The 12,533-nt window shown below is 44.1% G+C and carries 8 protein-coding genes; 2 read left to right on the plus strand and 6 right to left on the minus strand.

The window, feature by feature from the left end; all coding sequences use genetic code 11:
• Nucleotides 1-447 precede the first annotated feature (447 nt).
• Nucleotides 448-1,812: a CCA tRNA nucleotidyltransferase gene (cca, locus tag FXV91_RS15810; protein ID WP_229391644.1), complete on the plus strand. Its 1,365-nt coding sequence runs from the start codon at nucleotides 448-450 to the stop codon at nucleotides 1,810-1,812.
• Nucleotides 1,813-1,972: 160 nt separating this feature from the next.
• On the plus strand, nucleotides 1,973-5,311 hold the full coding sequence (locus tag FXV91_RS15815) for a HEAT repeat domain-containing protein (RefSeq protein ID WP_229391645.1): 3,339 nt from the start codon (nucleotides 1,973-1,975) through the stop codon (nucleotides 5,309-5,311).
• Between the two features lie 58 nt (nucleotides 5,312-5,369).
• Here FXV91_RS15815 and FXV91_RS15820 read toward each other — a convergent pair whose 3' ends face one another.
• The 6 genes from FXV91_RS15820 to argC all read right to left on the minus strand — a co-directional run bounded on the left by FXV91_RS15820 (nucleotide 5,370) and on the right by argC (nucleotide 12,349).
• Entirely contained in the window at nucleotides 5,370-6,218 is an 849-nt protein-coding gene (locus tag FXV91_RS15820; RefSeq protein ID WP_229391646.1) for a DNA-3-methyladenine glycosylase, read from the minus strand.
• Nucleotides 6,205-7,689 carry an ADP-dependent glucokinase/phosphofructokinase gene (locus FXV91_RS15825; protein WP_229391647.1) on the minus strand — a complete coding sequence of 495 codons (1,485 nt, stop codon included), beginning with the start codon at nucleotides 7,687-7,689 and terminating at the stop codon, nucleotides 6,205-6,207. The genes FXV91_RS15820 and FXV91_RS15825 overlap by 14 nt, the downstream gene beginning before the upstream one ends.
• 48 nt (nucleotides 7,690-7,737) lie before the next feature.
• Complete coding sequence (gene pfkC, locus FXV91_RS15830; RefSeq protein WP_229391648.1) at nucleotides 7,738-9,213, minus strand: ADP-specific phosphofructokinase; 1,476 nt, start codon at nucleotides 9,211-9,213, stop codon at nucleotides 7,738-7,740.
• Nucleotides 9,214-9,592: 379 nt separating this feature from the next.
• Nucleotides 9,593-10,780 carry a bifunctional ornithine acetyltransferase/N-acetylglutamate synthase gene (argJ, locus tag FXV91_RS15835; RefSeq protein WP_229391649.1) on the minus strand — a complete coding sequence of 396 codons (1,188 nt, stop codon included), beginning with the start codon at nucleotides 10,778-10,780 and terminating at the stop codon, nucleotides 9,593-9,595.
• Between the two features lie 17 nt (nucleotides 10,781-10,797).
• Nucleotides 10,798-11,262 carry a CBS domain-containing protein gene (locus FXV91_RS15840; protein ID WP_229391650.1) on the minus strand — a complete coding sequence of 155 codons (465 nt, stop codon included), beginning with the start codon at nucleotides 11,260-11,262 and terminating at the stop codon, nucleotides 10,798-10,800.
• 73 nt (nucleotides 11,263-11,335) lie between these two features.
• Nucleotides 11,336-12,349, minus strand: coding sequence for an N-acetyl-gamma-glutamyl-phosphate reductase (gene argC, locus FXV91_RS15845; RefSeq protein ID WP_229391651.1), 1,014 nt, complete (start codon nucleotides 12,347-12,349; stop codon nucleotides 11,336-11,338).
• Nucleotides 12,350-12,533 lie beyond the last annotated feature (184 nt).

The raw sequence follows: 12,533 nt of genomic DNA on the forward strand, positions 1-12,533 counted from the left end.
AATTAAAGAGAAGGTAAATCTTCAAAACTGCCAGATTCGGGAAATAGGAATACTGCTCATTTTATTTAAAGTGTACATATTTTTCTTACCACAGGATTCTCTGAAGAATACTTATGAAAACCAGGATTCATTCCCATATAAGAGAATCCTGTATGGGCCTCATCCTCCAGTCAGGAAAAGAGACTTCTTTTTAAAATTCTACTTGTAGATCCACAAATTATAAGTTAAAAGAGAAGGTTTCTGATCTGTAAACCGCAAATTCTGTAAAATCATAAATTAACTGTACCAATAATTAATCTTAGAATTGTTACTAATCTAAGATGTATTACCAGTCTAATAATCAATAATCAGTTTGAGCATCACTACTAATCTGAGAATGAAGATCAATCTGCAGGATCAAAAATTGACCTTCAGGATCGAGAAATAATATGTGGAGCCGTCCCGGGCATGGAAACAAATACCAGCATTCCAGAAGACCTGAAGCTTGCCGTACTTGAAAGGATTAAACCTACGGAAGCCGAAAGAAAAAAACTCACAGCAGTTCAGGAGGAGCTTGCCGAGAAAGTACGGGCTGCATCAGAGAAACTTTGTGTACCGGACATTTTTGTAAAAATGGTCGGTTCTGCTGCAAGAGGCACCTGGCTCTCAGGCACCCATGATATTGATGTATTTATCAGCTTTCCTGAAGAAACACCCAGAAGAGAACTGGAAATCAGGGGAATGAAGATTGCCAGGGAAGTTGCAAAACACGCAGAATATGCCGAAGATCGCCATGCCGAACATCCTTACCTGAATATCATCTACAAAGGCTTTGACGTGGATCTTGTCCCCTGTTTCAGGGTTGCCTCGGCATGTCAGCTCAAATCCGCAGTTGACAGGACTCCTTTCCACAACGAATTCGTAAAAGCCCGTATAAAAGGGCATGAGGACGAGGTTCTGCTCATGAAACAGTTCATGCGCGGAGGCGGAGTCTACGGTTCAGAATTAAGAACACAGGGCTTTTCAGGCTACCTGACCGAGCTACTTATCATTTACTACGGCTCTTTCGAAAATTCCGTAAAAGCAGCCTCTTCCTGGAAGCCCGGAAAGAAAATAGATATTATGCAGCACTCGGAAATGGAACACACCGAGCCTCTGGTAATAGTAGACCCGACCGACCCCAGGCGAAATGTTGCAGCAGCTCTTTCCCTTAACAAATTCTGCATGTTTATAGACCACTGCCGGGAGTTTCTGAAAAACCCGGAACTCAAATTCTTCTTCCCTGCCTCCCCCCTGCCCCTCGAGGACAGAGAAATCCTTGAAAAGCTGGAAATACGGAAAAGCTCACAATTTGCAATTGTCTTCGAAACCCCTGATGTTGTGGACGACGTGCTCTACCCGCAGCTGTATAAAATGGAACAGGCTGCAGCTTCCCTCCTGAACGAGTACGATTTTTCAGTGATAAAAACCGGAGTATGGTCAGGAAAACCCGAAACCGTAATCATGCTCGAGCTTATCTCAGGCACCCTCCCCAACGTCAAAAAAAGAATTGGTCCTCCGGTATGGGTAAGAGAGCACGCTGAGAAGTTCAAAGCCAAGTACGAAGGGGCTGAAAACGTTTTCGGAGGCTATATAGAAGACGGAAAGTACGTCTATGAAATCCGGCGTAAATACCCCACGGCAAAAGGTCTCCTTGAAGAACTGCTTGTAAACTCCTCCCTCGGGAAACAGGTACATCAGAGCGTGAGTGAGGGATTTGAGGTCGTTGAAAACGCAGAGATTTGCAGGCTGAAAGACCCGGATTTCAGGGTTTTTTTGAGGAAATGGGTGTAAATCTACCATCAAGTACAGGTAATTTCTCATTACTTGGTTATTTACACAAAGCGGAATTTTCCGCAAAAATCTTTTTTTAGTGGCTATTATTTGATAATCCTATCTAAAAAAGAAACCGTTTTAAGCTTTAAGTTTTATCGGGACTTATGGTGTTGGGCAGTTGATAAATCAAGAGGAGATTCACAAGCAATCTTTTAGCGAAGATTTAAAAGGACTTGCTAAAGAGTTGAAGCAATTACAGTCTAATTTTTCATTGATGCCCAACAGAGAACAGGTATGGAATATCTTAATTAAATTGCTCAGTTGTGAAGACATTTATGTAAGGTATAAGGCCGTTTCTGCTCTTGGTTCTGTATTTTTCTACTTACCAGATAAACAAAAAGCTTGGAACGACTTACATAAACTGACCAGTGATAAAGACAGTAATGTGAGATCTGCAGCCGCTTCTGCTCTTGGCGTTATATTTCCCCAAATACCTGATAAACAACAGGCGTGGATTGATTTACATAAGTTGACAAGTGATAAAGACAGTAATGTGAGGCATGAGACCGCTTCTACTCTTTATTCTGTGTTTTCCTATGTGCCAGATAAACAGCAGGCATGGAATGATTTATACAAACTGGTCACTGATGAAAATAACGGTGTGAGGTTTGCGGCCTCTACTCTTGGTTCTGTATTTTCAGAAGTGCCAGATAAAAAACAAGCATGGAGTGACTTAATAAAACTCATTAATTATGAAGATAGCTTTGTGAGACATATATGTACTTCTGCTCTTCGGTCTGCATTTTTCCACGTGCCAGATAAACAGCAAGCATGGAATGATTTACATATACTTACCAATGATGAAGACAGCGAAGTAAGATCTGTATCTACTTCAGTCCTTGGTTCTGTCTTTTCCCAAGTGCCAGATGAAGAAAGGGCACAAAACGACTTACATAGACTGACCAATGACAAAGAAAAAAAGATCCGATTTAGTGCCGCCTCTGCCCTTGGTTCTTCATTTTCCCAAGTTCCAGATAAACAACAAGCGTGGAACGACTTACATAGATTGATCAGTGATAAAGACAGTAATGTGAGATCTGCAGCCGCTTCTGCTCTTGGTACTATATTTTTTCAAGTGCCCGATAAGCAACAAGCATTGAATGACTTACATAAATTGATTAATGATGAGGATAGTTTTGTGAGGCAGAAGGCCGCTCATGCTCTAGGTTTCGCTTTTTCTCAAGAGCCAGATAAGCAAAAAGCTTGGAATGACTTGTATAGACTAACCAGCAATGGAGAAGATGTTGTGAGATCGGAGGCCACTTCTGCTCTTGATACTATATTTTTTCAAGTGCCTGATAAGCAACAAGCATGGAATGACTTACATATACTAACCAAGGATCAAAACAGTTCAGTTAGGAAATCAGCCGCTTCAGTCATTGGTTTTTCGTTTTCCTATATGCCAGATAAAGAGCAAGCACAGAATGACTTACACAGACTGACCGATGATGAAGACAGCGAAGTAAGGGATAGGGTCGCTTCTGCTCTACGTACTATATTTTTACAAGCTCCAGATAAACAACAGGCGTGGAACGACTTACATAAACTGACTAATGACCAAAACAGTTCTGTTAGAATGTCGGCCATCTGTTCCCTTGGTTCTGTATTTTCTCAATTATCAGATAAACAAAAAGCTTGGAACGATTTACATAGACTGACTAATGATCAAGATGGCATTGTAAGGGCTGGTGCCGTCTTTGCCCTTGGTTTTTCATTTTCACAATTTCCAGATCAACAACAAGCTTGGGACGACCTACATAGACTGACCAACGATGAAGACACTAGCGTAAGGAGTGTGGCCGCTTCTGCCCTTGGGTCTGCATTTTTACAAGTTCCAGATAAACAACAGGCAAGGGACGACTTAATTAGATTGACAACCGATGGAGACAAATATGTAAGGCATAGAGCCGCCTCTGCTCTTGGGTTTGCGTTCTTTCAAATTTCCGATAAGCAACAGGCATGGAATGACTTACAAAACCTGATCAATAATGAGGATAGTTTTGTGAGGTGGGGAGCTGCTTCTGCCCTAGGTTCTGCGTTTTCCCAAATACCAGATAAACAGCAGGCATGGAACTATTTATACAGTCTGGCAAGTGATGAAAGCGGTTTTGTGAATCATACTGCCTCCCTTGCCCTTGGTTCTGTTTTTTCCCAAGTGCCAGACAAGCATCTAGCATGGAACGATTTGCAGAAACTCGCCACTGGAAAAGAATGGCATTTGAGGCGTGGAGCCGCCTCTGCTCTTGGATCTGCTTTTTCTCAAGTTCCAGATAAACAGCAGGCTTGGAACGACTTATGCACGCTGGCAAATGATCAAAACAGTAGTGTAAGAGCATATGCAAATCATTCTCTCGGAAAAGTTTCTATATTCAGAGCTTCTCAGGCAGAAAAAGAAGATGAGTATAAAAAAGAATTAGAACTAGCAATTAAGTTTTTCGAAATCGCAACACAAAAATCACCTGTTTGGTCGAATCCATCTAAATTTTGCCTTCCTTTTTACCGTTCTTTCCATACGATTATTTTCAAAAAACAGGAAGCGAAAGAAGAGGTAGACAAATATCTGGTAGAAGCAAAAGGAGCAATTCGTGGATCAAAAAGCAAGGAGTTGCTTTTTGAAGCAGTTAATAACCTTGCAAATGCATTAAAAGAAGTCCAAGATCTGGGAAATCTAGACTTAGAGGCAAAAAAAGGTGAACTTAATTTCTATAGAAAATACTGTGATCGTGCAGCAGAACTCATGAGAGAAACAGAAGAAACAGTACCTTTTGCAACAATAGCAATGAGAAAAGGGCTGCCTATACTGGACAGAAATCTAAAAGAGCTTCTCGAAGAGATTCAAAAGAAAGCAAAGATCGCGTGCAAGGAGTTTCAAGGAACTCCTAAAGCAGAAATTGCATGCACTATTAATAGAGAAATTCAAGACCTAGAAATCGGTAGCCAAGAAGAAATGAAGCAAAAGATACAGGATCTTGCATATGTCTTACGAAAGAAAGTAATAGCCTATCCCGATAACGAATACCTATTAAGTAAGATTGAAATGATGAAAACCGAAAAAATTCTGACAAAACAATACGAAATCTTACTTTTTGTGATAGAAAACATCGATACTATGAATGTTATTTCTGAAGATATTGCATTAAAGGCCATTGGAGAAGTAGGGAAAAATCTGGAGAAAAAACTGGATGAATTTTGTCAAGAAATAACAATTTCTCTAAATTCAGGAATAAGAGAGGAAATTGTTATTTCAACCGGTTTTCAACTTGCTGGTTCTGGAGTTCAGCATACTGTTACTATTCCCTTACAGGAAATCTCATACACAGAACTACAAGAAGACCTTGAAAAGATAACGGGAATAAAAATTGATAAATTATCTAAAGTGCCAAAAAAGTTAGCTAATAAAATTAAGGGCTATTTACTCCTGCATGACAAAGAAGATGTTCTTGAAAAGTTAACCTGATACCTCGATTTTTCTAATTTTACATCAAATCCACTGAGACCATCGCTAAAAATCAAATTTAATAAAGAGAGACAAAACCTTCAACCCTTTTCTGGTAATAAAGATACTCCTGGGCATACCCGCAGTAGTGTCCGAAGTATTCCCGTCCCCATTCTCCCATACAGCTCAGGTTTTTGCAGGTTTCAAAGTAACTGTCATCAATGTGATAATGCTGGATGATCTGCCTGATGTGGGTATCTACGGGAAAGGCTTCCATTTTCTCAAAGGCGAAAAGGAGGACGCAGTCCGCAACTTTTTCCCCTATACCGCGAAGCCTCATAAGGCGTTCCCTTGCATACCTGTGCTCAAGGCGGAAGATAGCATCAAAGTCCAGTTCTCCTGAACATACTTCTGCTGCTGCTGCTTGTATGCGTTCTGTCCTGAAGCCGAGCTTGCACCTGTCAAGCAGGGACATATCCGCATTTGCAAGAGCTTCAGGGCCCGGAAAACTGAAATACCCTTCTTCAAGTTCCTCCCCTAAAAACCGGCTCAGAAGGCAGATCCTTTTCTGTATGGTGGGGATGCTTGAAGCTGTGGCAAGCATGTAGGAAATCAGGCATTCCCATGGGTCCTGCCGGATCAGGCGAAGGCCTCTGTAGTTGTTTATTGCCCTGTTTATCAAAAGGTCTTTGTTTATGCTTTCATAAATTGAGGACAGGTTATCGTCCAGACGAAAGTAATCAGTGAAAAACTCAGGCGGGAGTTTTGAGTCAATCAGCAGTTCCCCGCTGTCCACTTCCTGGGAAAGCCGGATAACCTGGTCTTTTACAACTCCTGTCCACCAGTCTCCATCCCTTTTCCAGCGGAAGACCTGTCCGCAGTCGAGGGTATAGTCAAGGTTAAAGATTACGGGTTTAAGTCTGTACATCCAGTTCAAGCCCCCTCAAAAAAGTTCCTGCAGTTAGTGTGTCCCCGAGCCCCACAGTAGTGATTGGAGATTTGGAAAGCAGTGTAGGAAGTATACAGACCAGGTGGCCCCCCATTAAAGCAAAAGCTCCCTGCCCGCAGGCAACTCCACCGAAGGCTTTGAGGAAAAGCTGCAGCTGCTCCCTTCCAAACCTGCTCTCCTGCAGTTTTGAAGCCTCTTTTTCTACAAATTCCCGCCCTTCAAGCCTGCCTGAAGCCGCATATGCTCCTGCACACCTGAGCCCGAAACCCATGGCTTCAAGGTTTTTTTCAGCTGCTTTGAATAGAGACGGGCTTTCTTTGTCATCACACTTTCCTTCATCACACTTTCCTTCATCATATTTTTCTGAAATCCCGGAAGCGCCAGAAAACCCGACTCCATTCGAGTCTCCGGAATCCGGCTTAAAGACAGCCAGGATGAACTCCCTGGTGTGAATGAAAAGTTTTCCGAGCCCGTAGAGGGAAGCAAGTTTACAGGCTGCCTTTCCTGTAGCTTCGGCTTCCATATGTAAGAGCCCTTCAGCAGGGATTTCGTGCAGGTTATTAAACATTGCAAGCTCGTCCTCGTTCATTCCTATGCTGTCTGAGATTTCGGCAGACTTTAAAAAGACAGAATTTGCAATCTCCCTGCTTGCAAAATGCCCGAACTCCACATGGACTCTGAGCTTTTCGTTCTTCGCCTTCCATTCCCTTAGCCGGGAAAAAGAATTTTCAATGACTTCTTTGTATGTGCTGCCGTCAGGATAGGTATCAAGCAGGAGGTGGAAACCTGAGATAAGTGCGCCGTCCATCTCTCCGGCGTGCTTCATGGCATAGCTCTCAAAGGCAGGACTGGTAAATAGCCTGAAATTTAAGTGATCGCAGGTTGCAATGAAACGGTTTTCCCTCGGGACCCTGACCTCGGTGCCGTAAAGGGAAAAGGTCTCACCTTCGGAAAAATCAAACACAAAATGTATGGGGTCCTGATTGTTTAAAGAGGCAGATATGCTATTTCCAGATTCTGCCCTCTGATCTCCCTCTTTTTGCAGGGGAGCATCAGGGAAATATACTGCTTTTTCGGAAAATAGAGAAAGCTGGGTCTTTGAAGGAACTGCAACATTCGGGACTACTCGCGAAGCCCCTAGTTCTGAAAGAGCATTTGCCATTATCCCGGCATTTCCCCCCATTCTCACAAGGGATTTTTCAAAATAGCGGTCCTTCAGAAACTCAAAGACCCCCTGTTCAAAGACAAGCCATTCTGCTCCACACCCATTTTTCATGCAGTAGGCGAGCCCTGCCGTGAAATCGGATTCGGAAAGTATTTTTCCTGGAGGGTTTTTTATTTTCTCAAGGATTTCATCCCTTTCAAAAGTTCTCAGCAGTTCAGAGATTTCGGCTCCGCTTATCCTGTATACGGAATCTATATTTACGTTGTAACCGCAAAGTATGTTCATCTGACCGGTTCCTTTATTCAGACAACTTATTTTTAATTTTCAAATAGCTTATTTCCCTGCCTGTCTCTGTTTCATCCTTGCAAGCATAGCAGCAAAAGCTCCCGCAGAAATCGTATCTCCTATCCCTACTGTAGCTTTTGGTCTGTCTACCACCTTGGAAGGGATGAGAATAGCATCATGGTCCGGCCCATAGATATATCCGTATTCAAATTCATCTGGAGTGCAGAGCTTTCTGCCTGTGCAGTATAGCTGGAAGGTCTCCAGATCTTCTATCCCTTTAGCTGAGACAGGTACTTCCAGTCCGGCTTCGGCTTCCGTAAGGTTATCGATTTTTCCATTGAGGGCCTGGGCAGCTGCCAGAACCGAAGAAAAGAGCAGAGCATCCCTCTGTTCTTTCAGGGTTAAAGGGTGACCTTTCGCCAGAATACAGATATAAAAGCCAAGCGAGTGTACGTGTACCCTCTCAAGTTTAAGATCTTTCATTAGCTGGACAGCCCCCTGGTAAAGGGACATAATTCCATTTTCTCCTTTCCGGATCACGGAATATGAAAGTTCCTCATACCCAAGCACGTTCAGGGCATTTGCCACTTCCACGGTATCAAGGCCCAGGGAATGGACGTGCCTTGCAACAATCTCTGTCAGGATAGCCTTTCTTATAACCCGGTTCTGAATGGATGTAAGTTCTACGTGGATGCGGAGGTCAGGGTTCAGGGACTTAAGTTTGTCAATGACCTTTACGGAATGTTCGACGTAATCGTTATAGGTGGACCCGTCCTCGTATTCTTCTTTTATCATCTGATAACCCGAAAGCATTGCCCCGTCAATCGGGAGGAGGGAGTCAAGCTGCTCGTAGATCTCTTTGTCCATGTCCAGACGGATCCATTTAGGGCGAGAGGAGATGATCAGACGGTTATCCCTCGGTACCCTGAAGGTACTGCCTGCACAGGTTACTTTCAGATCTTTGGAAAATTCAAGTATCCAGTTTACTTTTGACCCGGTCCCTGGCTTGAAGGCTTCCCCAGGAGGTTTCAGGAGGACTTGTCCGTTTTCTACCTTCGGGTGCAGGATATTGCCAGAATCCGCAAAGTATTCTGCCTGTTCCTCAGAAAGCCAGGGGACATAAGCCACCACTTTTTTCAGGCCTAATCGCGCAAGGAGATTTGAAATGATCCCTGCCTGACCACCCATGCGGGCATAATCGAAACCCAGGTGCTCTTTCAGCCACTCGTGGGTCTCTGCAGTATATGCAGGAACTTCCGCGGCTTTCCCTTCCCGCATGGAGATAAGCAGGCGGGCAACAAAATCCAGAGGTTCCGCAATTTCTCTCGGGTATACCGCAACCCTGTCCTGAATTTCAGCCTCATCGAAAAGCCCGACAAGTCTGGACAGGTCTTCTTCGGTAAGGTGTCTGATAGCATCGATATTGCTATTATAAGCTACAAACATCCCATCCAGATAAGGAAGGGCTTCTTTTGCATCGTAAAAAGCTTCTGTATGGCGCTGTTCCCATTCTTCTATGTCCACTTCCGTAAACCCCCTGGGAATAAAATAAAATCCAGAATTAAGAAGTTTAATTGACCTTGAATAACGGAGAATAAAGGAAAATAAAGGGAATAAATCAAAATAAATCCGGGTTTTTGAGTACCAGGGATTATCTTATCCATATTTCCTTTATTTCTCATTTTACGTTTATTTTATTTAACTTTGTGTAGATTGGAGACCTGAGACCAGGCCAGTTGATCTGATGCCAGCTGTGTGAATCTAACAACAGATACCAGGACCATTTCAGGTCGTAAATCAGGCATTAAACTGTATTATTCAGCTACGCTGTATATTCAATCGAGCTACGCTGTATATTCAATCGAGCAGCCAATCCGATTAATGTTGTGTTTTCAGCATTGATTTACGTTGTATATTCGGCATTGATCCTGACATAATCATAAGTCAGGTCGCAGCCCCAGGCAGTTGCCGATTCTTCTCCCATTCCAAGGTCAAGGGCAATGATGATTTCTTCATTTGCCATTATCCTCTTCAGGAGTGAAAGATCAGAAGCCCTGGAAATCTCCCCGGACTTCACAAGTTCAACCTCTTCTCCCCCACCTGAGAATGAGAGGGAAAGCCTTTCCTGCTCAAGCTCGGCACCCGAGTACCCTGCAGCTGCAACAACCCTGCCCCAGTTGGGATCTTTTCCGAAAATGGCAGATTTGACCAGAGGAGAGCGGACAATAGATTTTGCAGCAAGCATAGCGTCTTCATGTGTTTTTGCGCCGACAACCTTGACTTCTATGAGTTTGGTGGCCCCTTCTCCATCCTTTGCCATTTTTTTTGCAAGATCTGTGAACACGTAAATAAGCCCTTCCTCAAACTCATCAAGGCATTCCAGACAGGGCTTGACTCCGGATTTACAGGTGGAAGTGAAAAGCACCATATCATTCGTACTTGTGTCGCCGTCAACAACAACCATGTTAAAGGTTTTATCGACCGCTCTTCTCAGAGCCGCATCCAAGACATCTGCAGGCACATTTGCGTCTGTGTATGCAAAACAGAGCATGGTTGCCATATTTGGTTCGATCATGCCTGAACCCTTTGCAATTGCCCCTATCCTTATCCCGCACTCGAGTTCCACAGCAGATTCTTTTAAGGCTTTATCTGTGGTCATAATTGCCTTTGCAGCTGCGCGGCTGCACTCCGGAGAACTGCCCAACCCTTGAAGGACTTCAGGGAGGTGCTCCCTTATCCAGGAGACATCAAGCCTTCTGCCAATTACTCCTGTTGAGGCAACTGCGACGGTATTAGGGTCGAGGTCAAGCTTTTCAGAAAGTGCCGCTGCCATTTCCATTGCATCCAGAAAACCATCATCACCTGTAAAGGCATTGGCATTTCCGCTGTTTGCAATTATAGCAGAAAGCCGTTGCTGGGTCTCAATCACTCCTTTGCTCAGAGTAACAGGAGCTGCAACTACCTTATTTTTTGTAAAAACACCTGCGGCAGGGCCTTCTGCACGAATGACCGCAATTCCCATTTTTCCGGGTTTTATCCCGTTTGCAGATACGCCCTTTACTGCACATATTCCACCCTCTATTTGCTTCATGAAAACTCACCTTTCACTCAAAGCTTTGCAAGGCCTTCGATAATATCTCCGCGAGTGACAATTCCGACCACACGACTATTCTCCATTACTGGAAGCCTGTTGATCCTGTGCCTGACCATAAGTTCGGAGGCTTCTTCAACAGATGCCTCGGAAGAAATTGTGTGCACGTCCTTTGTCATCATCTCTTCAACTTTTGTAGAACCGACATCAGAAAGCATTTTTTTCGTCTCTTCCCAGCTGAGGAGTTCCCTTATTGGTACCTCTATAACTTCAAAAGGACTTGGAAGCCAGAGGTTTCCCTTTTCTGGAATTACGAGCAACTCAAGCAGGTCAGCCTCGCTTACCACCCCTACAAGCTGTCCATCCTCAAGGACAGGAGCTCCACTAATATTGTTTTCCTTAAGGACTTTTGCAGCTTCCCTGACTGTATCATCAGGCTTGCAGAAGACAACATCAGGGTTCATGACATCTTTTACTTTCATAGGACTACCCCAAGATATATTCCATTCATTACTTTAATCCGTCACCGGTTATATGTTCTCGCCTGCTCTACCTTTAAGGTGCAGCCGCAGGCATCCAGAGTCCGCAGGTCTCAGCCAGCCCGAACATAAGGTTCATGTTCTGGATAGCCTGCCCTGATGCACCTTTAACAAGGTTATCGATTGCTGAAAGCACGACGATCCTGTTATTTTCTTTATCCGCCTCAAAACCTATGTCACAGAAGTTAGATCCCCTGACTGCAGTGAGAGATGGGACTCCTCCCGGAAGCCGGACAAAGGGTTTGCCCCGGTAAAATTCTTCATAAATCCCCCGAACATCTTCAGTCGAAAGAGGCTCTTTTGTAAAAAGATGAGCAGTTGTAAAGATTCCTCTGATGGACGGGATCACATGGGGGGTGAAGTTGATGTTCCTGAGCTTTCCGTCCAGTCTTGTCAATTCCTGGAATATCTCAACCCTGTGCCTGTGAGCTGTAAGCTTATAAGAGATGATGTTCTCTGCGAGGTTCGGGTAATGAGACGTTTCCGTAGGTGAGATCCCGGCTCCTGAAATCCCTGTTTTGGAATCAAAGACTGCAATATCTATTAACCCTGCTGCTGCAAGTGGTGCTGCTGCAAGGGTTGCTCCAGTAGGAAAGCAGCCCGGGTTTGCCACAAGGTCTTCCTTTGCAGCTTCAGGGTGGAGCTCTACCAGCCCGTACACTGTTTTCCTGGGGTCTTTGTGCTTCATTCCATAAATCTTTTCAAATACAGGGACATCAAGCCTGTAGTCTGCGCTGAGGTCGATCACCTTTGTACTGCCATCGAGAAGTTCAGGTACATAATTCATAGCAGTCCCGTGAGGCACTGCCACAAAAATCACATCACAGCGCTCCCTGATTTCTTCAGGCCCCGGATTTTCGTACTTTAAGTCCAGAAAACCTTCGAGGTGCCTGTGGGTACCTGTAACGGGTTTCCCTGCAAGACTCCGGGAAGTTGCCAGTTCAAGCCTAACATCGGGATGGCTTACAAGTAAGCGCAGGAGTTCTCCTCCTGTGTATCCGGAAGCTCCTATAATTCCTGCCTTGATCATAAGTATTCACTGACAGTGTAATGTCAATACAAGATAATTAAGCTTGTTATCGAAAAAAACCAGAGAGAAGGCTCTAAGGGTTGTTGACCGCGCACAAGCATAAGCTTAGCAGACCATTCCAGCTCTGGACCATTTTGGCTCTGGATCGCTTTGGCTCTGAATCGTTCTATCTCTGAATAATTTC

It is taken from the genome of Methanosarcina sp. DH2 (assembly GCF_020804225.1).
Taxonomy (GTDB): Archaea; Halobacteriota; Methanosarcinia; order Methanosarcinales; family Methanosarcinaceae; genus Methanosarcina.

Coding starts and splice junctions, on each gene's coding strand:
- argC (WP_229391651.1), bottom strand. CDS start 12,349: ATGATCAAGGCAGGAATTATAGGAGCTTCCGGATACACAGGAGGAGAA.
- cca (WP_229391644.1), top strand. CDS start 448: ATGGAAACAAATACCAGCATTCCAGAAGACCTGAAGCTTGCCGTACTT.
- FXV91_RS15840 (WP_229391650.1), bottom strand. CDS start 11,262: ATGAAAGTAAAAGATGTCATGAACCCTGATGTTGTCTTCTGCAAGCCT.
- argJ (WP_229391649.1), bottom strand. CDS start 10,780: ATGAAGCAAATAGAGGGTGGAATATGTGCAGTAAAGGGCGTATCTGCA.
- FXV91_RS15820 (WP_229391646.1), bottom strand. CDS start 6,218: ATGTACAGACTTAAACCCGTAATCTTTAACCTTGACTATACCCTCGAC.
- FXV91_RS15825 (WP_229391647.1), bottom strand. CDS start 7,689: ATGAACATACTTTGCGGTTACAACGTAAATATAGATTCCGTATACAGG.